Origin of the sequence: Streptomyces sp. NPDC002886, from assembly GCF_042888445.1 — a bacterium.
In the GTDB taxonomy this organism is placed as follows: Bacteria; Actinomycetota; Actinomycetes; order Streptomycetales; family Streptomycetaceae; genus Streptomyces.
Genome location: NZ_JBIAPV010000008.1, coordinates 64,083 through 87,532, shown reverse-complemented (window position 1 = coordinate 87,532; position 23,450 = coordinate 64,083). Strand labels below are relative to the sequence as shown.

Sequence of the window (23,450 nt, the reverse complement as noted above, 5' to 3'; positions counted from 1 at the left end):
GGGCTGGGTGCGATAATCGCGCTCCAGTGGGTGATCGGAGCCGAGGTCCGGCGGGGTGGGGGAAGCGATGTCCGGAGTGTCCGCACCGTGGGGATCCGCCAGGCGGAGCGAGCGGGCCTGGGTGGAAGGGGTCGGGTTCCTGCGGCAGGGGCGGCCGGACTGGGCGGCCGGGCGTTTCGAGCAGGCCATCGGGTACGCCCCCTCGGCTGCCGATGCCTGGCTGGGCCTGCACGCGGCGGGGCGGCGGCAGGCAGAAGCGCTTGACGCGATGTCACTCCACTACCGGTCGTTCGGTGCGTTACGCGGCAAGTGCAACATGCCGCTGCAATCGCGCTTCGACCTCGGTGTGTATGTCACCTTGCGCCTCGAATCGGCGCGTGACCTCTGGCTCGCCGCCGTGTCGGGGCTGTTGAGCGAGCGGAGGCTGGAGGAAGCCTGGACTTCGCTGGAGAAGGCTCAGCTCGACTGCGACGAAACGCGGTTCACCGCCACGAGGTACGCCTTCCTGAAGGTGGACTGGCACCTCGTGCTGCACTTCTCGCGGAACATCACCGACAAGTTCCTTCGTGACGAGGCGCAGCTCTACGTGGCCCGCGCCCTGATCGAACAGCACGTGTTCCACGAGGCGCTCAACGCACTCTCCCAACTCCCGCAAGCCCTGGGGAAGGAGAGCCGGTACGAGGGAGAGGTCGCCTACCTGCGCGGCCTGGCGCACGAGGGGCTCGGGCAGCAGGAGGAAGCGCTGCGGCACTTCCAGTACGCCTTCCGCTGCTTCCCCACGCTCGCGGATGTCGCGACCCGCGCCCAGGCCGTCACCGTGCGGGCCGCCCCGGCCCCGGCGCCGGAACCGCAGGCGCCGGAGCCGGGGCCGGACACGGCGGACGTCTCCGACGACTCCCGGGCACGGGAGCTCCTCCTGGCCGAAGCCATGGCCGACCTGGACGGCATGGTGGGGCTGGAGGCGATCAAGCGGCAGCTGCGCACGCTGGCGGCGCAGCTGCGCATGGCCGCCGTGCGCAAGGAGCAGGGGCTTCCCTCGACCGCGGCTCCGCAGCACTTCGTGTTCACCGGCCCGCCCGGGACGGGGAAGACCACCGTCGCCCGGGTGGTCGGGAAGGTGTTCGCCGGACTCGGGCTGCTCGGACGGGGGCAAGTCGTGGAAGTCCAGCGGGTCGACCTGGTCGGCCAGCATCTCGGCTCGACCGCCATCAAGACGACCAAGGCCATCGACTCCGCGCTCGACGGCGTGCTGTTCATCGATGAGGCGTACGCCCTGTCCAACAGCGGTTACTTCGGCGGCGACGCCTTCGGGGACGAAGCGCTCCAGGTCCTGCTCAAGCGGGCCGAGGACGACCGGGACCGGCTCGTCGTCATCCTGGCCGGCTACCCGCACGAGATCACCGAACTCCTCGCCACGAACCCGGGGCTGGCGTCCAGATTCACCACGCGCGTGGACTTCCCCTCGTACTCCGCCGACGAGCTCGTCCGGATCGCCCACAACCTGCTGGAAGCCCAGGGCGACGTGCTCGAGGAGGAGGCCGCCTCCGTGCTGGAGGCCTGCTGCCGGCGTGCGGTCGACGACGGGCTCGTCGACCAGCTGGGCAATGGCCGCTTCGCCCGCGAACTGTGCCGCAAGGCGGCGGCTCTGCGGGATCTGCGGCTGTACGAGCATCACGGAGGGAGCAGCGGCACGCTCACCCGCGAGGAGATCACCACGGTGCGCTTCTCGGACATCTCGCAGGCGTACCGGGAGTTCTGCGAAGGCATGACCGGCACGACATCCTCTTGAGACCGTCTGGACGGGACCGGCCACGCCGCCGCCACGGCCGGCCCGCCCGGGGACCGTCCTGGGCGGGCCGGGGCTTTTGGGGTGTCCCCGTTACGGGCGGGACGTGAGGTAGCCGCCCATGGACGTGAAGTACTCGGACGCGGGCAGCTCCCGGCCGTCCTCGGTGCGGACGGACGTGATGGACAGGCCGTGGTTGTGGCCCGTGTGGGCGGTCGGGCCGGCGACGATGACCACGCCCTCGCCCTCGCGGTAGAAGATGCGGCCCGGGGTGCCGCCGTAGCGGCCCTCGGAGACGACGGCCGTGAGGATCTCCAGGCGCTTGCCCCGGTGGAAGGCGAAGGCGGCGGGGTAGGGGGCCGACTGGGCGCGGACCAGGCGTTCCAGGGTTTCGGCGGGCCAGGACCAGTCGATGCGGATGTCCTCCTCGGCCCGCTTGTGGAAGAAGGTGGCCTGGGAGCGGTCCTGCTTCGTGAACTCCGTCCGGCCGGAGGCGATCAGGTCGAGGGCGCCGATCGTGACCGGGGCGATCAGGTCGACCGTCTTGTGGAACAGGTCCGTGGTGGTGTCCGTGGGGCCGACCGGAACCGCATGCTGCATGACGATGTCGCCGGCGTCGAGCACCTCGTCCATCATGTGCGCCGTCACGCCGACCTCGGGCTCGCCGTTGACGAGGGCCCAGATGAGGGGGGAGAAGCCCGCGTACTTCGGGAGGAGGGAGTCGTGCACGTTGAGGGTGCCGTAGCGCGGCAGCGTGTAGATGCGCGGCGGTATCCAGGTGCGCCAGTTGTTCGCGACGAGGATGTCCGGGTCGGCTTCCTTGAGCTGCTGGAACAGTTCCTCGTCGTCCGGGCGGTTGCGGATGACGACCGGGACGCCGTGCTCCTCGGCGAGGTCGGCGACCGAGTCGCTCCAGATCTTCTCGTAGGCGTGCTCGCTCTTGGGGTGGGTCACGACCATCACGACGTCGTGCTCGGAGTCCAGGAGCGCCTTCAGGGTGCGATGTCCCCAGGTCTGATAACCGAACATGACGACCCGCATCGGGGTTCCTCCTCAGAAGAGCGAAATGAGCAAAGGTAAGTAAAGCAAGGCTTACCTAACGACGCAACAGCCCCGATTCTGGGCTCGATTGGGGCGAGTGGGGGTGTTTTGCGTGGTTTGTCTGGTCGACAGAGCGTCTGGATCAGGTTAGCTTTACCTAAGTTCCACTCGGCTGCCGGTCACCGGTGCGCCTGGACGCCCCCTTTCCCCCACCCCTGACACGACGCCTGGCAGGCGGCTGTCCCGCACCAATGGGAGTGACATGTCACAGGCTCTTCCTGGCGACGCACCACTGATCCACGACCTGATCGGTATCGGCTTCGGGCCGTCGAACGTCGCCATGGCGATCGCGCTCAGCGAGCACAACGTGCGCGTCGGAAGGCAGGAGGCGGTCACCGCCCACTTCTTCGAGCAGCAGCCCCGCTTCGGGTGGCACCGCGGCATGCTCATCGACGACGCGACGATGCAAGTGTCCTTCATGAAGGACCTGGTGACGCTCCGGAACCCGACCAGCGAATACAGCTTCCTCTGCTACCTGCAGGAGAAGGGCCGGCTGATCGACTTCGTCAACCACAAGAACCTGTTCCCGCTCCGGGTCGAGTTCCACGACTACCTGGAGTGGGCCGCCGCCAAGGTCGACGACATGGTCTCGTACGGCCACCAGGTCGTTTCCGTCGAGCCCGTGGTGCGGGACGGCGTCGTGGAGTACCTCGACGTGACGGCGCGCTCCGGCGACGAGGTCGTCGTCCACCGCGCCCGCAACCTCGTCATCTCCACCGGACTGCGCCCGGTCATGCCGGAGGGCGTCGAGCGGACCGACCACGTCTGGCACAACACCGACCTGCTGAAGAAGATCGACGGCCTGGAGGGCAGCGAGCCCACCCGTTTCGTCGTGGTCGGCGCCGGTCAGAGCGCCGCCGAGAACGTGGCCTACCTGCACCGCCGTTTCCCGCAGGCCGAGGTCTGCGCGGTCTTCTCCCGCTACGGCTACAGCCCGGCGGACGACAGCAGCTTCGCCAACCGCATCTTCGACCCGCAGGCGGTGGACGAGTACTTCACCGCCCCGGAGGACGTGAAGCAGCGGCTGATGGGCTACCACGGCAACACCAACTACTCCGTGGTGGACATCGACCTCATCGACGACCTCTACCGGCAGTCGTACCAGGAGAAGGTGCTCGGCACCGAGCGGCTGCGCTTCCTGAACGTCTCGCGCCTGACGGGCGTGGAGGAGACCGCCGACGGGGTCCGTGCCACCGTCAAGTCCCTGGTCACCGGCGAGGAGAGCGTGCTCGACGCCGACGTCGTGGTGTGCGCCACCGGGTACCAGCAGGCCGATGGCCTGGGCCTGCTCGGCGAGGTCGCCGACCGCTGCCACCGTGACGACCAGGGCCGGATCCGGGTCGAGCGCGACTACCGGGTCACGACCGACCTCGAACTGAGCTGCGGCATCTACCTCCAGGGCGGCACCGAGCACACGCACGGCATCACCTCCTCCCTGCTGTCCAACACCGCGGTCAGGGTCGGCGAGATACTCGACTCGATCCTCGACCGGAGCCTCAAGGCCGTCCCCGACCAGGCTCGTCCGGTCGCCGGGGGAGCGGGCGGCGGAGCCCGCCAGCCGGCCGTCTGACCGGTCCCCACCCACCCACTGCCGTGCCTCCCGGGCGTTCTCGCGCCTGAGGCACGGCAGTAGTGTGCGACCGGTGCCCCATGCATCCGGTTGCTCCGTCACGCAGTTGCCCCATACCGAAGGAACGTCCGTGCCCACTGGTACTCGCCTCCCCGCCGGCGGCCCGCCCGCGGTCGGGCGCCCGGCACCCTCCAGGGTCGTCGCGCGGGCCCGGCGGCGGCGGATCGTGGGTCTGCTCGCCCTCCTCGCGATCCTCGTGGCCGCGGCGCTGGTGTCCCTCGCCGTGGGCGCGCGGGCGCTCAGCCCCGCCGAGGCGTGGCACGGGCTCTTCGCGGATCCGGACCCCGACCAGAAGCTCTCCGAGGCCCGGCTCATCATGCGGACGGTACGGGTGCCCCGTACGGTCCTCGCGATCGTGGCGGGCATCGCCCTGGGCGTCGGCGGGGCGCTGATCCAGGGGTACACGCGCAACCCCATCGCGGACACCGGCCTGCTCGGGGTGAACACCGGGGCCTCGTTCGCCGTGGTGTCGGCGATCGCCCTGTTCGGGTTCACCGACCCGTTCCAGTACGTCTGGTTCGCCTTCCTGGGCGCCGCGCTCGCCGGGGTCGTCGTGTTCGGGCTCTCCAGCATCGGCCGGGGCGCGGGCAATCCGCTGACGCTCGCCCTGGCCGGGCAGGGGGTCACGGTGTTCCTGATGGCCATGACGACGGCGGTCGCGCTGTCGGACAAGGCGGCGCTGAACGCGCTGCGGTTCTGGAACGCGGGGTCGGTCGCCGGCGTCGGCTTCGACGTCATCTGGCCGGTGACCGCCTTCATCGCGGTCGGGCTGGTACTGGCCCTGGCCACCCTGCCCTCCGTCAACCTGCTGAACCTGGGCGACGACGTGGCCCGGGGACTGGGCGTGAACATCACGCTGATCCGGACCGTCGGCATCGTCGCCATCACGCTGCTGGCGGGCGCGGCCACGGCGGCGTGCGGGCCCATCGCCTTCCTCGGGCTGATGGTGGCCCACGTGGCCCGGTATCTGGCCGGGCCCGATTACCGCTGGCTGGTGCCGTACGCGGGCCTGCTCGGCGCGGTCGTCCTTCTGGTCTGCGACATCGTGGGACGCGTCGTGGTGCGGCCGGGAGAGCTGGACGCGGGCATCCTCGTCGCTCTCCTCGGTGCTCCGTTCTTCGCGGTCCTGGTGTGGCGGGGAAAGTTCAAGAGCGCATGAACGTGACCGATGTGAAGTCCGCCGAGAACTCCGGCGAGAAGTCAGGCGAGGCATCAGGCGAGAAGGCCGCCGGGAAGCCCTCGGTGGCGCCGGGTGTGCGGCTCGGCGGCCTGTCGTTCGTCTGGCGGCCCAGGATCGTGCTGGTCACGCTGCTGCTGGCGGCGGCGGCCTTCCTGTTGTTCTGCCTGTCCATCGCCGTGGGGGACTTCCCCCTCGGCCTGTCGCAGGTGGTGGCCACCCTCTTCGGCGGCGGCGAGCAGGTCGACCAGTTCGTGATCATGGACCTGCGCATGCCGCGGGCCCTGGCCGGGCTCGTCGTCGGCGTCGCGCTGGGGATGTCCGGGGCGATCACCCAGTCCATCGCCCGCAATCCGCTGGCCAGTCCGGACATCCTGGGGATCACCGGGGGCGCCAGTGCGGTCGCGGTGTGCCTGGTGACGGTGTCGGGCGGGGCCACGGCCGCGGTCGTCAGCTCCGTGGGGCTGTCCGGGGCGGCGCTCGCGGGAGGCCTCGCCACCGGACTGCTGGTCTACTTCATGGCCTGGCGGCGCGGGGTCGACGGCTTCCGGCTCATCCTCATCGGCCTTTCCGTGAGCGCCGTGATGGAGGCGATCACCACCTGGCTGCTGGTCACCGCCGACATCAGGGACGTGGCGCGGGCCCAGGCCTGGCTGGTCGGCTCCCTGGACAACCGTTCGTGGGACGAGGTGTCGGTGGCCCTCTGGGGCACGCTCGCCCTCGCGGCGGTCGTGGCGTGCGTGGCCTTCCAGTTCAAGCCGCTGCACTTCGGCGACGACGTGGCCGCCGGTCTCGGCGTCCGGTTCGCGCTCGTACGGGCCGTCCTGCTGCTGTGCGCGGTGCTCCTGGCCGGCTTCGCGGTGAGCGCGGCGGGACCGGTCCCGTTCGTCGCCATGGTGGCGCCGCAGGTGGCGCTGCGTCTGACGAAGTCGCCCACGCCGCCGTTGGTGGCCTCCGCCGTGACGGGGGCGCTGCTGCTGATCGGCTCCGACCTGGTCGCCCGTACGGCACTGCCGATCAGCCTGCCGGTCGGTGTGGTCACGGCCGCGATCGGCGGTCCCTTCCTCATCTACCTCCTGGTGCGGGCGAACCGCCGCTAGGTGATAGAAAGGTTAGGCAAGCCTAAATAGAGGGGGAGTCGTGGGCGCTGAGTCCATCACCGGGATCCAGTCCGGGACCGCGGGGGTCCCGCGATTGGCGGCCAAGGGTGTCACGGTCGGGTACGGCGACCGGACCGTCATCGACTCGCTCGACGTGTCGATCTCCGAGGGCGTGGTGACCACCATCATCGGCCCCAACGGGTGTGGCAAGTCCACCCTGTTGCGGACCCTGTCCCGGCTGCTCAAGCCGACCAGCGGATCCGTGGTCCTGGACGGCGAGGACATCGCCCGGCTGCGGACCAGGGACGTGGCGAAGAAGCTCGGCCTGCTGCCCCAGGCGCCGGTCGCGCCGGAGGGCCTGACCGTGGCCGATCTGGTCGCCAGGGGCCGGCACCCGCACCAGAGCTGGCTGCGTCAGTGGTCCTCGGACGACGCCTCCGTCGTGGAGCGCGCGCTGGCCATGACGGGGGTGGCCGACCTGGCCGACCGCCCCGTCGACGCGCTCTCCGGAGGTCAGCGTCAACGCGTCTGGATATCCATGACCCTCGCTCAGGGCACTGACCTGCTGCTGCTCGACGAGCCCACCACCTATCTCGACCTGGCGCACGCCGTCGACGTGCTCGACCTGGTCGACGACCTGCACGAGTCGGGATGCACCGTGGTCATGGTGCTGCACGACCTCAACCTGGCCGCGCGCTACAGCGACAACCTGATCGTGATGAAGGCCGGTTCGGTCCTCGCGCAGGGGCATCCGCGCGAGGTGCTGACCGCCGAGCTGCTGCAGGAGGCATTCGGCCTGCGTGCCATGGTGATTGACGATCCGGTGGGCGACCGTCCGCTCGTGGTGCCGATCGGGCGCACCCACGTCCGGAGCGTGGAAGCCGGAGTGCGGGCAGCCGACACCAGATAGTTATTACTTAGGCTAGGCTTACCTCACTTCCCCGGGGTACGGTTTGCCTGCCCTAAGTGGGGGCCGCAGTGGACAGCACGAAAGCAAGGGAACACGCATGCTCCTCGACCGAACGACACGTATGAAGCCCTGGCGGCAGCTGGCGGCGACCGTGTCCGCCGCGGCCCTCGGTGTAGGCCTCCTTGCCGGCTGCGGTTCCGACTCCGCCGACAAGGACAAGAAGAAGGACGACAGCGCCAACGCCCCGGCCGCCAAGGGCGCGTTCCCGGTCACCGTCGAGCACTTCTTCGGCTCCACCGAGGTCAAGAAGGCCCCCCAGCGGGTCGTCACCGTCGGCTACACCGACGACCAGAACGTCCTCGCGTTCGGCATCAAGCCGGTCGGCATGGTCGACCAGTACCCGAACCCGGCCGGTCAGAGCCCCGACATCAACACCCAGTGGCCCTGGGTGAAGGACAAGTGGGGCGAGACCAAGCCCGAGGTCATCATGAACAACGGTGACGCCGGCCCCAACTTCGAGAAGATCGCGGCCCTGCGCCCCGACCTGATCATCGCGGTCTACTCCGAGGTCGACCAGGCCGCCTACGACAAGCTGTCGAAGATCGCCCCGACGGTCGGCCGCACCAAGGCCGAGAAGGAGCCCTTCAGCGCTCCGTGGCAGGACAACGCCCTCCAGATCGCCAAGGCGGTCGGCAAGGAGACCGAGGGCAAGGCGATGATCCAGGGCGTCCAGGACAAGCTCGCCACGGTCAAGAAGGCGCACCCCGAGTTCGCCACCCAGACGGCCGTCGCGGTGTCCTGGTACAAGGACGCGGTCAACCCCTTCACCACCACCGACGTGCGCGGCCAGCTCCTGACCGGCATGGGCTTCAAGGGCCAGACCGAGCTCGACAAGATCTCGGACGGCAAGTTCTCCTTCGCGCTGTCCCCGGAGCGCATGGACCTCATCGACGTCGACCGCGTCTTCGTCATCAACGACAAGGCCGACACGGAGGCGCTGAACAAGTTCGACCTCTTCGCCAACCTGAAGGTCACCAAGGCCAAGAAGGTGTCCTACCTGCTGGACAGCGAGGGTCCGGCCGTCGGCGCGGCCGTGTCCCAGGCCACCCTGCCGGCCCTGCCGTTCGCCATCGACGAGCTCGTCAAGTCGGTCGGCTAGGTGTGAGCACCACGGAGACTCGGGTCGCCCCGGCAACCCTGCGTACGACGACCGGACGTGAAGCAGCCCGATGGGTCGCGGCGAACTGCCGCACGATGCCCTGGCTGACGTCCGGAGCCGTACTCAGCACGGTCGCCGGGGCGGCTCTCCAGATGCTCCCGGTCCTGCTGCTCGGCCGGGTGGTCGACGGAGTGACCGGGGGCGAACCGCGTTCGATCCTGATCACGATCGGGGCCTGGATGGTGGCCGCCGCGCTGCTCGGCGCGGCGGCCACCGCCTTGTCCGCCTACCTGATCGGGAGGCTCGGCGCCGACTTGCTCGCGGACCTGCGCGAAGGCGCCGTACGGGCCGTCCTGGGGATGCCCAGCGCCCGCGTCGAGCAGGTGGGGCGCGGGGACGTGCTCTCCCGGGTCGGCGACGACGTCGCCGTCCTGTCCAAGGGCATCCGCTCGGCCATCCCCACGGTGTTCTCCGCGGGGATCCTGGTGGCCATCGCCACGATCGGCATGTTCGGCCTCGACTGGCGGCTCGGCCTGGCCGGCGCCTGTGCGCTGCCGGCCTACGCGCTGGCCCTGCGCTGGTACCTGCCCCGCTCGGCCCCGCTCTACCGCAAACGCGCGGTGGCCCAGGCCGAGCGCGCGCAAGCCCTGATCAGCGGCCTGAACGGCATCGAGACGGTCCGGGCGCACCGCCTGGAGGAGGCCTTCCGCGAGAAGGTCTCCGCCGATTCGCGGCGGGTGCGGGACCTCGGCATCGAGGTGTTCCACTTCTTCGGCCGCTTCGTCGGCCGGGAGAACCGGGCGGAGTTCATCGGACTCACGCTGATCCTCGTGGTGGGCTACGTCCTGCTGGAGACCGGCTCGGCGACCCTCGGTGAAGTGGCGGCGGCTCCGCTGGTGTTCCACCGCCTGTTCACCCCGCTGGGCGCCATCATGTTCACCTTCGACGAGGCCCAGAAGTCGGGCGCGAGCCTGACCCGGCTCGTCGGGGTGCTGGCGGAGTCCACGCAGGACCGGCTGGTCGGGGATTCGACCGCCGCGCCCGCGGACCGGGAGTCGCACCCGGTGACGGTGAAGGGGCTGACGTTCCGTTACCCGGGCTCCGAGGAGCCGGTGCTGAGCGACGTCAGCCTGACGATCCCGGCGGGCGGCTCGCTGGCCCTGGTCGGCGCGACGGGGGCCGGCAAGACGACCCTGGCCGCGCTCATCGCCGGCATCGGGACCCCGGAGGCCGGGTCGGTGCGGATCGGCTCGACCGACCTCGCCGATCTGGACGAGGCGGCGGCGCGGGCGCTGGTGAGCATCCTGACCCAGGAGACGCACGTGTTCTCCGGGCCGCTCGCCGACGACCTGCGGCTGGCCGCGCCGGAGGCGACCGACGCCGAACTGCTGGCCGCGCTGGGCACCGTAGGGGCGGCCGAGTGGGTCGACGCGCTGCCCGAGGGGCTGGACACGGCGGTCGGTGAGGGCGGTGCCCGGCTGGACGGCACGAAGGTGGCCCAGGTCGCCCTGGCCCGGCTGGTGTTGGGCCGGGCTCCCGTGGTGGTGCTCGACGAGTCCACCGCGGAGGCGGGCAGTGAGGGCGCGGCCGAGCTGGAGCGGGCCGTCCTGGCCGCCTGCGCCGGGCGGACCACGCTGTTCGTGGCACACCGGCTGACCCAGGCGGTGGCCGCCGACCGGATCGCCGTGCTGGACGCGGGACGCGTCGTGGAGCAGGGAACGCACGAGGAGTTGGTGGCTCTGGGTGGCCGCTACGCGCGACTCTGGCGGGCCTGGAGAGACGCTGGTTAGGCGCTAGTTAGGTCACCCTAATTTAGGTTAGGCTGACCTTGCTACCTTGGAAGGGTGTTGAGTCTTCAATGATGGAACCGAGCGCTCGTCTCGTGCTGATCTCTCCTACGCGCCTGGCAGACGTGCGCCGGCGTACCGGCGGATACTCCGACCGGACCATCGCCGAGGCCTGCGCCCTCGGACTGTCGTACTGGGCGACGGGCGAGAGCCCCGACGGAATCGACCTGACCCCCGGCACGCTCTTCGCGGACGTCCTCGGATGGGTCGACAACGGCGGCGGCGCCCCCGGCGGTTGGGAGACCGGCGAGGCCGCCCCGGACGGCTGGGCCATCGCGGTCCCCGCGAGCGTCCCGCAGTCCGACGCCCAGCTCGCGCTGGACGACCTGGCGGACTTCCCCGACCGGGCCCTCGGCACCATCAGCCCGTCCACCGTGGCGGAGCGGCTCACCACCCTGGCCGAATGGAACGACAACGCGGCGGACCGGGTCCGGCCGACCATCGTGGAACTGTTCCGCGAACAGGCGCGCCTGAGGCCGGACGCGGTCGCCATCGTCGACGAACACCGCTCGCTGACCTACCGCCAGGCGGCGGAGCTGTCCGCGCAGCTGGCCCACCACCTGATCGGCCGCGGACTCGGCTCCGAGCAGGTCGTGGGCATCTCGCTGGGCCGCTCCGCCGACATGGTGATCGGCCTGCTCGGCGTCCTCCAGGCCGGCTGCGCGTTCGTCCCGCTCGACCCGCAGTGGCCCGCCGCGCGCCGCGCCGTCGTCATCGACGACGCCCGGGTCGTGCTGCAGCTCAACGACTCCGGCGAGCACGACCCCGCGGAACCGGCCGCCGCCGCCGTCGACCTCGACGACTGGCGGTACGCCGACCAGTCCAGCCAGGGCACCGGAATCACCGCGCACGGAAACTCCCTGGCCTACGTGATCTTCACGTCCGGTTCCACCGGCCGCCCCAAGGGCGCGATGATCCGCCACGAGGCGATCAGCGAGCGCCTGCTGTGGCAGGTCGAGGAGATCCTGGGCTTCGGCCACGACGACGCCTCGCTGTTCAAGGCGCCGCTCTCCTTCGACATATCCATCAACGAGATCTTCCTCCCGCTGGTGTGCGGCGGCCGCCTCGTCGTCCTGCGGCCCGGCGGCGAACGCGACCCTCACCACCTGCTCGGCGTGATCGCCGAACACCGCGTCACCTTCACCTACCTCGTCTCCTCCATGCTGGACGTCCTGCTGGAGATCGCCGGGGACTCCGACCGCCTCGACAGCATGCGCCACGTGTGGTGCGGCGGCGAGGTGCTCACCCCCGAGCTGTACGAGCGGTACCGCACCCGGCTCGACATCCCCATGTACCACGGCTACGGCCCGGCCGAGACGACCATCGGCGTCTCCCACGTCATCTACCGCGGCGAGGCCGAACGCTTGTCGACCTCGATCGGCAAGGCCAACCCCAACACCCAGCTGTACGTCCTCGACGACGAGCTGCGCCCCGTCCCGGTCGGCGTCGGCGGCGAGCTCTACGTCGGCGGCTTCCTCCTGGGCCGCGGCTACGTGAACGCGCCCGGACTGACCGCCTCCCGGTTCGTGGCGAACCCCTTCGCCACCGACGGCTCCCGCCTCTACCGCACCGGCGACCTGGCCCGGTTCGCCCCCGACGGCTCGCTGGACTTCCTCGGTCGCGCCGACAACCAGATCAAGATCCGCGGCATGCGCCTGGAACTGGAGGACGTGGAGGTCGGCCTCGCCGAGCACCCCGCGGTACGCCACACCTGCGTCATCGCGAAGAAGAACAGCGCGGGCGGCACCTACCTCGTCGGGTACGTGATCCCGGCCGCCGGCAGCGAAGAGCTGCGGGCCGACGAGGTCAAGGCCTGGGCCACCGAGCACATGGTCGAGTACATGGTGCCCACCCACATCGTCGTGATGACCGAGTTCCCGCTCACCGCGAACGGCAAGCTCGACCGCCGCGCCCTGCCCGAACCCGAGGTCGTGACGGGGACGCATCTGCGGCCCTCCACCGACGAGGAGCGCGCCGTGTGCGCCGCCGTCGCCTCGGTGCTGCGGCTGGAGGAAGTCGGCGTCGACCAGGACTTCTTCCAGCTCGGCGGAGACAGCATCCTCGCCATCTCGCTGCTGAGCGCGCTCCGCGAAGCGGGCCTCTACGTCACCGCGGGCCAGATCTTCGCCAACAGCGTCCTGGGCGCCCTGGCGGCCGTGGCCGGCCGCGAGGACGCGGCCCGGGTGGACCACGCCGACGTCGCGACCGGTCCCGTACCGGGATCGCCCATCGTCCAGTGGCTCGGCCGGACCACGGACGCCATCGACGGCTTCGTCCAGGCGGTCGTACTCAACACCCCGGCGGGCCTCACCGCCGACGCCCTCGGGCCCCTCCTCGACTCCGTCGTCACCCGGCACGACATGCTGCGCGCCCGGCTGGTGCGCGGGGACCGCTGGAGCTTCGACATCCCCGAGGCCGGCGCGGCCGCGGCCGACTGGCAGCAGAGCGACGGGCCGCTCGACGCGTGCGTCGCCCTCGCGACCGAAGGACTGGACCCGGACAACGGCGTGATGCTGCGGGCCGTCTGGCGCCGCGAGGCCCGCCAACTGGTCCTCGTCGCCCACCACGTGGTGGTCGACGGCGTGTCCTGGCGGATCCTGATGGAGGACCTGGCCACGGCATGGCGCCAGTTCTCCGCGGGCGCGCGGATCGAACTGCCCCCGGTGGGCACCTCGTTCCGCCGCTGGACCCAGCTCCTGGGCGGCGCCGCATTCGACGCGGACCGCGCCTACTTCGAGCGCCCCCTGCCCGGCCCCGACGCGCCGCTCGGCAGGCGCGCCCCGTCCGCGACGGACACGGTCGAGCGGGAGCGGACCCGGGTCTTCACCGTCGGCTCCGAGGCCACGGCCGCACTGCTCGGCGAGATCCCCGCGAAGTTCCACGCGGGCGTCAACGACGTCCTGCTGACCGCGCTCGCCGTCACCCTCGCCCGCTGGCGCCGGAGCCGCGGTCAGGAGCAGACCTTCGCGCACGTCGAGCTGGAGGGCCACGGCCGCGAAGGCCGCCACGTGGCGGGCCCCGCCGGCGTCGAGCCGGAACTGTCCCGGACCGTCGGGTGGTTCACGACGCTGTTCCCGGTCACCGTGGACCCCGGCACGACCGGCGACTTCACCGACCCCCGCTACCTCGCCGCCGCGCTGAAGGCGGTCAAGGAGGACCTGGCCCGCGTACCGAGCAACGGCGTCTCCTACGGCGCCCTGCGCTACCTGGCCGACGCCGCCTTCACGGCCCCGGCACCCCAGGTCCTCTTCAACTACCTGGGCCGCTTCGACGCCGGCGCCCCGGGGGACTGGCAGCTCTCCGGCACCACCGGTCAGCTCGGCGAGAAGCGCGACCCGCGGATGCGCCTGCCGCGCGCCCTGGAGTTCAACGCGATCGCCGAACCCTCCGCCACCGGCGCGTACGAACTCGTCACCACCGTCTCCTGGCCCGACGGGATGTTCACCGCCGAGGACATCGAGGCCATCGGCGGGTACTTCCAGGCGGCCCTCACCGCCCTGGCCGCACTGGAGGAGGGCGGCCACTCGCCCAGCGACTTCCCGCTGGTACGGCTGACCCAGGCCGACGTCGACGCCCTCGACGGACCCGCGCTGCGCGCCGTCCTCCCGCTGACCCCGCTCCAGGAAGGCCTGTACTTCCACTCGGTCTTCGACGAAGACTCCGCGGGCAGCTACGTCGAACAGCAGCTGCTGACGCTGGAGGGAGAGCTCGACCCCGCCCGCCTCGCGGCCGCGGCCACCCGGCTGCTCACCCTGTACCCGAACCTGGCCGCGCGGTTCACCGCCCTCGCCGACGGCCGCGTCGTCTCCGTCCTGGAGAGCGGCGCCGAGGCACCCTTCACCACCGTGGAGCGGCCCGGCATCACCGACGCGGAACTCCACGACCTCGCCGAGCGGGACCGCCGCGCCGGATTCGACCTGGCCACCGGCCCGCTGATGCGGTTCACGCTGGTCCGCGACCCCGAATCGGGCCGCGACGTCCTCGTGCAGACCGTCCACCACATCCTCGCCGACGGCTGGTCGGTCCCCCCGATGCTGCGCGCCCTCCTCGCCGAGTACCACGCGCCGGGCAGCACCTACCCGCTGAGCGGCTTCCCCGACTACGTCGGCTGGCTCGCGGAGCGCGACGCCGACGAGAGCGACCGCGTGTGGGGCGCCGAGCTCGCAGGGCTGCCCGGCCCCTCGCTGGTGGCCCCGCAGCACACCCCGTCCGACCGGTTCGCCGACACCTCCGTCCTGCCCTCACCGGACATCGACGCCGCCGTCCGTTCCGCGGGCGTACCGCTGAGCGTGGCCGTGCACAGCGCCTGGGCGGTGACCCTGGGCGGGATCCTGCACTCCGCCGACGTGGTCTTCGGCTCCACGGTGTCCGGCCGCGACGCCGACGTCCCCGGCATCGAGGACATGGTCGGCCTGTTCATCAACACCGTCCCGCTGCGTGCGCGGTGGTCCGCCGCCACCACGGCGCGCGACCTGCTCGCCTCGGTCCGCGAGCACCAGGGCGCCGTCCTGCCGCACCAGCACGTCTCGCTGGCACGGATCGGACGCCTGGCGGGCGTCGGCTCCCTCTTCGACACCCTCGTCGTGTTCGACGTGGCCACCGACGTGGCCGCCCTGCGCCGCACCGGCGACACCCTCCGCGTCACCGCCCTCGTCAACGAGGGGGCCCCGCACTACCCGCTGACCCTGGTCGTGGAGCGGGCCCTCGACGGGCGCCCGCGCTTCAACCTGATCTACGACGGCGAACTGCTCCGCGAGAGCAGCGCCCGGGACATCCTGAGCCGGTTCTCGCACACCCTCACCGGCCTGCTCACCCGGCCGGACGCCCCGGTCGGCGACCTCGCACCGCAGGACGGCAGGACCCCCGAGCGGATCACCCCGACCACCCTCGGCGCCCTCTTCGACGCCGCGGCGCGGCGGGACCCCGCGGCCACCGCCGTCACCCAGTGCGCGCTCGACGGCACCACCCGTTCGCTGACCTACGGCGAACTCGCCGCCGCGAAGGACGAACTGGCCGCGGCCCTGCGCGCCGCCGGGGTCGGCCCGGGCCGGCGCGTGGCCGTGGCCGTCCCGCGCACCATCGAACAGGTCGTCGCCCTGGTCGCGATCGTCAGCGCGGGCGGCGCCTACGTCCCGCTCGACATGGCCTACCCCGACGACCGACTGGAGTACGTCCTCGGCGACGCCGCCCCGCAGGCCGTCCTCGTGGACCCGGCCCAGCGCGCACGCTTCACGGCCCTGCTGGAGCGGGCGGGCGTGCCCGCACGCGTCCTCGTACAGGGTGAGGAACTGCCGCAGGAGGCCGCCGGGACCGAAGGGGCCGCCGCCGACGAGGTCAGCTGGCACGACCCGGCCTACGTGATCTACACCTCCGGGTCGACCGGCAGGCCCAAGGGCGTCGTCGTCCCGCACTCCAGCGTGGTGGCGCTGCTCGCCAACACCCGGCCCGACATGGACTTCGGTCCCGACGACGTCTGGGTCCAGTTCCACTCCTACTCCTTCGACTTCGCCGTCTGGGAGCTGTGGGGAGCCCTGGCGCACGGCGGCGAGCTGCTCGTGCCCGACTACGGCCTGACCCGCTCCCCGGTCGACTTCCACCGGCTCGTGCGCGAGCGCGGGGTGACCGTGCTCAACCAGACGCCCTCGGCCTTCTACCAGTTCGTCGAGGCCGACCGGCATTGCGGTGAGCCCCTTCCGGCGCTGCGCCGCGTCATCTTCGGCGGCGAGGCGCTGGACCTCGGGCGGCTGCGCGGCTGGGTCGAGCGGCACGGCGCCGCCTCGCCCGAGCTCGTCAACATGTACGGGATCACCGAGACCACGGTCCACGTGACCCACCGGGTGCTGACCGACGAGGACTTCGCCTTCGGCGACGAGGCGAGCCCCATCGGCGGGCCCATCCCGGGCCTGGTCACCCACCTGCTCGACGACCGGCTCCGGCCGGTGCCGCCGGGTCGGGTCGGCGCGATCTACGTGGCCGGCGACCAGGTGTCCCTCGGCTACCTCGGGCGGCCGGGCCTGACCGCGGGCCGGTTCGTGGCGAACCCGTTCGCGAACGACGGCTCCCGGATGTACCACACCGGCGACCTGGCCGTCCGTACCCTCGACGGGGAGCTGGAGTTCACCGGCCGCGCCGACGACCAGGTCCAGCTCAAGGGCTTCCGCATCGAGCTCGGCGAGGTCGAGTCCGCGCTGCGGGACCTCGACGGCGTGGTCGACGTGGCCGTCACCGTGGCCGACAGCGGCGACCACCTGGTCGCGCACGTCGTGGGCCGGGTGCCCGGCGACCTGTCCGTCCTCCTCGCGGAGAAGCTGCCCGTGCACATGGTGCCCGGCCGGGTCCTCCCGGTGGACGCCCTGCCGCTGACCGTCAACGGCAAGCTGGACCGCAAGGCCCTGATCGCGCGGGCCGCGCAGGACGACGGCCCGGTGGACGGCGGTTCCGTCAGCGGATCCGTCACCGGTTCCGTCACCGGCTCCGCGCTCGACTCGCTCGTCGGCATCTTCGCCGAGACCCTGTCCCACCCGGCCGCCGACGCCGACACCGACTTCTTCGGCGCGGGCGGCGACAGCATCATCGCCATCACCGTGGTCAACCGGGCCAGGGCGCTCGGCCTGCCGATCGCACCCCGCGACGTGTTCCTCCTGAAGACGCCGCGCGCGCTCGCCGGGCTCCTGGGCACGCGGGCACCGCAGACCCAGGCCCCCGCCGCCGCCCCCGCGCGCCGCGAGGACGGCCCGCTGGCGCCCACGCCGATCATCCTGCGCCAGCGCGCACTGGGCGGCTCCCTCGCCCGGTTCGCCCAGGCCCGGACCGTGGAGGTGCCCGAAGGCACCGCGTTCGCCGACATCGAGCGCGCCGCGAACGCCGTACTGGCCGCCCACGCGGCCCTGCGGATGCGCCTGCGCACCGAGCACGGCGTGTGGACCCTGCGCACCGAACCCGCCCGCGGGGCCACCGTGGTCCGCGCGGACACCGCCGACGCCACGGCCGCCGCCAACGAGGCCGCCGGACGGCTCGACCCGGAGACCGGGGAGGTCACCGCCTTCACCTGGCTCGCGGCCACCGGCACCCTGGTGGTCACCGTCCACCACCTCGCGGTCGACGCGGTCTCCTGGCTGATCCTGCTGGACGACCTGACCGCCGCCCTGCGCGGGGAGCCCCTCGCGCCGGCGACCACCTCCTACGCCGAGTACGCCGACGCGCTGACCCTGCGGTCCGCCGCCGGCGCCGACGACCTCGGCCACTGGGTGGACACCCTCGAGGCGCCCCCGCTGCTGCCCGCGTTCGGGGCACTGCGCGACACCACCGTCGTCCTCGGCCCCGAGGCCGGCGACCGGGTGACGCGCACCGCCCCCGCCGCGCTCGGCGTCGCCCTCACCGAGCTGCTGTGCGGCGCCCTGCGCACCGCACTGACGCGGATCCAGCCCGTGCCCACCGACCTGGCGATCGAGCTGGAGCGGCACGGCCGGGTGGCCGTGGAGGAGCACCACGACTACACCCGTACGGTCGGCTGGTTCACCGCCATCGCTCCGGTCCGGCTCACCGCGCACACCGACCCGGTCGCGGCGGCCCGCGAGCTCGCGGCGCGCCAGCCGGACGAGTCCGGGCACCTCGCCTACGGCCGGCTGCGCTACCTCAACCCGCAGACGGCCCCGCTGCTCACCGCCCGCCCGCAGGTGCTCTTCAACTACCTCGGCCGGGGCGGCGAGTCCCAGATCCCGCAGATCACCGGCGGCGACCAGGGCAGCCCGTACGCCGTGGAGGTCAACGCCTGGACCGACGCGGCCACCGGCAGCCTGCACGCGCACTTCACCCTCGCCGAGGAGATCCCCGACGAGATCACCGCGCACTGGCTGCGCGCCCTGGAAACCCTGGCGGAAGCCTCCGTGACGGCCGAGCGCACGGCGCCGGTCACCGCCCTCCAGCGGGGCCTGTTCTTCCAGGCCCAGCTGGCCGGCACGGCCGGCCACTACGTCGCGCAGAGCTACTTCGCCCTCGACCACCGCCTCGACACCGACGCCCTGACCGAGGCCATGGCCGTGGTCATGGCCCGCCACCCCGTCGTCGGCGCCGGCTTCACCACCGACGACGACGGCGACCCGGTCCAGGTCCTCACGGCGGGCCGCCGGGTCGGCGTCCACACCGTCGAGCTGTCGACCGACGAGGAAGTCGAGGCCCTGCGCGTCCGGGACCGCAACACCGGCTTCGACCCGGCCGAGCCGCCGCTGGTCCGGCTGACCGTGATCCGGCTGCCCGACGGCCGCGACGGCCTGCTCCTCAGCTACCACCTGCTGCTGTGGGACGGCTGGTCCCGGGCGATCGTGCTGCGCGACCTGTTCGAGGCCTACCGGGCCTTGGTGGCCGGCGAACAGCCGGACACCACCCCGGCCGTACCGGCCTTCGAGGACCACGCCCGCTCGCTCGCCGGCAGGGACCCGGCGCTCTCGGAGCGGTTCTGGGCCGAGCACCTGACCGGGCTCACCGGCCCGACGCTGCTCGCCGGACCGGCTCCGGCCCTCTCGGACGACCTGCCGCCCGCACTCCTGCACACCCTGACCGCCGAACAGTCGCAGCTGCTGCGGGAGACGGCCAAGGCGCACGGCGTCACCCTCAACTCGGTCCTCACCGGAGCCTTCGGCCTGCTCCTCGGCGCCCACACCGGCCGCGGCGACGCGGTGTTCGGCGTCACCGTGTCCGGCCGCGACGGCGAGGGCCTGTCCGACATCGTCGGCGTGCTGCTCAACACCGTGCCGATGTGGACCCGGGCCAGGCCCGGGGATACGGTCGGCCAGTACCTGGCGTCCGTACAGGCGGCCCGGGTCGACGCGATGGAGCACGAGCACCTCGGGCTCGGCGAGATCCAGCGGGCCAGCGGCCACGACACGCTCTTCGACAACCTGTTCGTGCTCCAGAACTTCCTGGACCTGGACGGGCTCGCGGAGATGAACGCCCGCCACGGCATCACCGAGGTGAAGTCGGACGACTCCACCCACTACCCGTTCACCTGGGTCGTCACCCCCGGCGACCGGCTCACGGTCAAGCTGGAGCACCGCCACGGCGACTCCGCGAGCGCCCGCCGCCTCCTCGACGACTACGTCGGCCTGCTCCAGGACCTGGCCCGCTCCACCGGCCCGGTGGGCGCACTGCCCGGCCTCGGGCCGGTGCCCGCGCCGGCCGACCGTACGGACATCGGCACCGACACGGTGGTCGACCGCTTCGACCTGGCGGCGGACCGCGCACCCGAGCGGGTCGCGCTCGTCGCACAGGGCCGCAGCATGACCTTCGCCGAACTCCAGAGCCGCAGCCGCCTGCTGGCGGGCGTGCTCGCCGGACGCGGCATCGGCCCGGAGAAGACGGTGGGCCTGGCGATCCCGCGCACGCTGGACTGGATCGTCGCGCTGTTCGCCGTACTGCGCACCGGAGCCGCGTACGTACCGCTGGAGCTGGACCACCCGGACGAGCGGATCGCCACGATCGTCGCGGACGCCCGGCCCGAGGTGATCCTCACCGTCAGCGCCGTCTCGCCCCGGCTGACCGGCGGCCCGGTCGGGTCCGGCGACCTGATCGAGCTGGACCGGCCCCTTCCGGAGGCCGAGCCGCTCGTGACCTTCGCACCGGACGACCCGGACCGGCTGCGCCACCCCGCCTACACGATCTACACCTCCGGCTCCACGGGCAAGCCCAAGGGCGTCGTGACCGAGTACGCCGGACTCACCAACATGCTGATCAACCACCAGCGGCGCATCTTCGCACCGGTGCTGGCGGAGCACGGCAACCGGATCTTCCGCATCGCGCACACGGTGTCCTTCGCCTTCGACATGTCGTGGGAGGAGCTGCTCTGGCTCGCCGACGGCCACGAGGTGCACATCTGCGACGAGGAGCTGCGCCGCGACGCACCCGCACTGGTCGACTACTGCCGCGAGCACGGGATCGACGTCGTCAACGTGACCCCGACCTACGCGCAGCAGCTCGCGGCCGAAGGCCTGCTCGACAACCCGGACCGGCGCCCCGCGCTGGTGCTCCTGGGCGGCGAGGCGGTCACCCCGACCCTGTGGCAGCGGCTCGCCGAGACCGAGGGCACCGTCGGGTACAACCTGTACGGACCCACGGAATACACCATCAACACCCTGGGCGTCGGCACCTTCGAGTGCCAGGACCCGGTGGTGGGCGTCGCCATCGACAACACCGAGGTGTTCGTCCTGGACCCGTGGCTGCGGCCGCTGCCCGACGGGGTTCCCGGTGAGCTCTACGTCTCCGGCATCGGCATCGCCCGCGGCTACCTCGGCCAGCCGGCCCAGACCGCGCACCGGTTCGTCGCCTCCCCGTTCGGCGCCCCCGGCGAGCGCATGTACCGCACCGGCGACCTGGTGATCCGCCGGCCGGACGGGAACCTGACGTACCTCGGCCGCACCGACCAGCAGGTCAAGATCCGCGGCCACCGCGTCGAGCTGGGGGAGGTGGAGGCCGCGTTCGCCGCGCACCCGGCGGTACGGTTCACCGCCGCGGTCGCCCAGCCCGACCCGCAGGTCGACGGCGCGTACCGGCTGGCCGCGTACCTCGTGCTGGCGGACGGCTCCGACCTGGCGGCGGTCGCCGCCGAGGTGGGCGCCGGGCTGCCCGACTACCTGCGCCCGACGCACTACGCCCGGGTCGACGCCATCCCGCTCACGGTGAACGGGAAGGCCGACACCAAGGCCCTGCCGGAGCCCAAGCCGCTGGGCGCGCTGACCACTTCGGTCGAGCGCGGCCCGGAGACCGAGACCGAGTCCCTGGTCTGCGAGTTCTTCGCCGAGGCCCTGGACCTGGACGAGGACGAGGTGAGCGCCGTGAGCGATTTCGTATCGCTCGGCGGACACTCCATGCTGGCCGTACGCCTGGTCGGACTCCTGCGCCGTGAATTCGGCCCGACCATCACCATCCGCGACCTGCTCACCCTGCGAACCCCCGAAGCGATTGCCGGGCACATCGATGACAACTCCTGACGTCCACGGATCCCGCCGCGCGGGATCCGACATCCTCAAGGCCGCCGTACGCCGCAACGGTGGCGCCATGGTCTGGGGCACCGTCCTCATGGGCCTGTACCAGGCCGGCGAGACGGCCTTCCCGATCGCGCTCGGCATGATCGTCGACCACACGATGCGCGAGCGGAGCCCGGGGGCGCTGGTCCTCTCGATCGCCGTGCTGGCCGTGATCATCACGACCGTGTCGCTGTCGTGGCGGTTCGGGATGCGCATCCTGCAGAAGGCCAACACGACCGAGGCCCACCACTGGAGGGTGCGGGTCGCGTCCTGCGGCCTCCAGCCGGTGGCCCGGGATGTGGACCTCAAGTCCGGCGAGGTGCTCACCATCGCCACCGAGGACGCCGACCAGACCGCAGACATCGTCGAGGTCGTACCGATGCTGATCAGCTCCTCGGTCGCCGTGCTGGTCGCGGCGGTCGCGCTGGGCCTGGCGGACCTGCGGCTCGGCTTGCTGGTCATGATCGGCACGGTCGCGATCCTGTCGACCCTCAGCGTGATGTCGAAGCGGATCGGCAGCAGCACCCAGGAGCAGCAGGCCCGGGTGGCGCGGGCGGGTGCCAAGGTCGCCGACCTGATCACCGGCCTGCGACCGCTGCACGGCTTCGGCGGCAACCACGCGGCCTTCCGGTCCTACCGGAAGGTCAGCACGGAGGCCAAGGAGCAGGCGATCACGGTCGCCAAGGTGAACGGCGCCTACACGGGCACCGCGCTGGCCCTGAACTCGACCCTCGCCGCCGCGGTCACCCTGACCGCCGGCTGGCTGGCCTTCGACGGGCAGATCAGCATCGGCGAGCTCGTCATGGCCGTCGGCCTGGCGCAGTTCATCATGGAGCCGCTGCGGCTGTTCTCGGACATGCCCAAGTACGTGATGATGGCCCGCGCTTCGGCGGAGCGGATGGCCCTGGTGCTGACCGCCCCGCCGGTGGCGGCCACGGGGACGGCCCGCCCGGCACCCGGTGGGGACCTGGAGATCGACTGCGTCCGCTACGAGTCCCTCCAGGGCCTGAAGTTCCACGTCCCGGCGGGCCAGTTCACCGCGATCGCGGTCTACCAGCCGCGGGCGGCGGCCGAACTCGCCTCGATCCTGGCCGTGAACGTGCCTCCGGCCGCGTACGGCGGCACGGTGCGGATCGGCGGGCAGGACCTCGCGGAGCTGTCGGTCGAGGCGGTCCGCGAGCTCATGCTGGTGAACCCGTACGACGGGGAGATCTTCGCGGGAACCCTCCGTACGAACATCGACCCGTCGGGCACCAGCCGCACGGTGAGCGAGGCCGTCGAGGCGTCCATGCTGACCGATGTCGTCGCCCTGCACCGGGAGGGACTCGACCACGAGGTCCGCGACCGCGGTTCGAACCTCTCCGGCGGGCAGCGCCAGCGGCTCTCGCTGGCCCGGGCGCTGGCGGCGGACTCCGACGTGCTGGTGCTGCGCGATCCGACCACGGCCGTGGACGCGGTCACCGAGCAGCTCGTCGCGCGCAGGATCGCGGAGCTGCGGCGGGGCCGCACCACCGTGGTCATCACCAGCAGCCCGGCCCTGCTGGACGCGGCCGACCGGGTCCTGGTCCTGGACGACGGGGTGGTCACGGCCGAGGGCACGCACCGGCACTTGCTGGCCAGTGACCCGGCGTACTGTGCGGCGGTCACGCGCTGAGCTCGTGAGCCGGTGAACGGAAGGGGGCCTGGCCGCCCGGCGATCCGCCGGGCGGCCAGGCCCCCTTG

The 23,450-nt window shown here is 71.9% G+C and carries 10 protein-coding genes; 9 read left to right on the top strand and 1 reads right to left on the bottom strand.

Features of this window, described 5'->3' with window-relative positions:
* The first annotated feature begins 67 nt into the window (after nt 1-67).
* A complete protein-coding gene (locus ACFYYB_RS30320) occupies nt 68-1,789 on the top strand; it encodes an AAA family ATPase (protein WP_389439159.1) in 1,722 nt (573 codons plus the stop codon).
* A 90-nt stretch (nt 1,790-1,879) separates the two neighbouring features.
* Here ACFYYB_RS30320 and ACFYYB_RS30315 read toward each other — a convergent pair whose 3' ends face one another.
* The gene (locus ACFYYB_RS30315) at nt 1,880-2,827 is read right to left on the bottom strand and encodes a methionyl-tRNA formyltransferase (protein ID WP_389439156.1); all 948 of its coding nucleotides are present in this window, start codon (nt 2,825-2,827) and stop codon (nt 1,880-1,882) included.
* 262 nt (nt 2,828-3,089) lie between these two features.
* Between ACFYYB_RS30315 and ACFYYB_RS30310 the strand changes: the two genes are divergently transcribed.
* From ACFYYB_RS30310 to ACFYYB_RS30275, 8 genes are all read left to right on the top strand, one after another.
* Nucleotides 3,090-4,457, top strand: coding sequence for a lysine N(6)-hydroxylase/L-ornithine N(5)-oxygenase family protein (locus ACFYYB_RS30310; RefSeq protein ID WP_389439154.1), 1,368 nt, complete (start codon nt 3,090-3,092; stop codon nt 4,455-4,457).
* A gap of 130 nt (nt 4,458-4,587) precedes the next feature.
* A complete protein-coding gene (locus ACFYYB_RS30305) occupies nt 4,588-5,676 on the top strand; it encodes a FecCD family ABC transporter permease (RefSeq protein ID WP_389439152.1) in 1,089 nt (362 codons plus the stop codon).
* On the top strand, nt 5,673-6,794 hold the full coding sequence (locus tag ACFYYB_RS30300; RefSeq protein ID WP_389439150.1) for a FecCD family ABC transporter permease: 1,122 nt from the start codon (nt 5,673-5,675) through the stop codon (nt 6,792-6,794). The genes ACFYYB_RS30305 and ACFYYB_RS30300 overlap by 4 nt, the downstream gene beginning before the upstream one ends.
* A 40-nt stretch (nt 6,795-6,834) precedes the next feature.
* The gene (locus ACFYYB_RS30295; RefSeq protein ID WP_389439148.1) at nt 6,835-7,704 is read left to right on the top strand and encodes an ABC transporter ATP-binding protein; all 870 of its coding nucleotides are present in this window, start codon (nt 6,835-6,837) and stop codon (nt 7,702-7,704) included.
* Between the two features lie 97 nt (nt 7,705-7,801).
* Nucleotides 7,802-8,863 (top strand): iron-siderophore ABC transporter substrate-binding protein, encoded by a 1,062-nt coding sequence (locus tag ACFYYB_RS30290; RefSeq protein WP_389439146.1) that lies wholly within the window; start codon nt 7,802-7,804, stop codon nt 8,861-8,863.
* Between the two features lie 2 nt (nt 8,864-8,865).
* Nucleotides 8,866-10,653 carry an ABC transporter ATP-binding protein gene (locus ACFYYB_RS30285; protein WP_389439143.1) on the top strand — a complete coding sequence of 596 codons (1,788 nt, stop codon included), beginning with the start codon at nt 8,866-8,868 and terminating at the stop codon, nt 10,651-10,653.
* Between the two features lie 68 nt (nt 10,654-10,721).
* Nucleotides 10,722-21,692, top strand: coding sequence for an amino acid adenylation domain-containing protein (locus ACFYYB_RS30280; protein ID WP_389439141.1), 10,971 nt, complete (start codon nt 10,722-10,724; stop codon nt 21,690-21,692).
* Entirely contained in the window at nt 21,679-23,382 is a 1,704-nt protein-coding gene (locus ACFYYB_RS30275) for an ABC transporter ATP-binding protein (protein ID WP_389439139.1), read from the top strand. Before ACFYYB_RS30280 ends, ACFYYB_RS30275 begins: the two co-directional genes overlap by 14 nt.
* Nucleotides 23,383-23,450 lie beyond the last annotated feature (68 nt).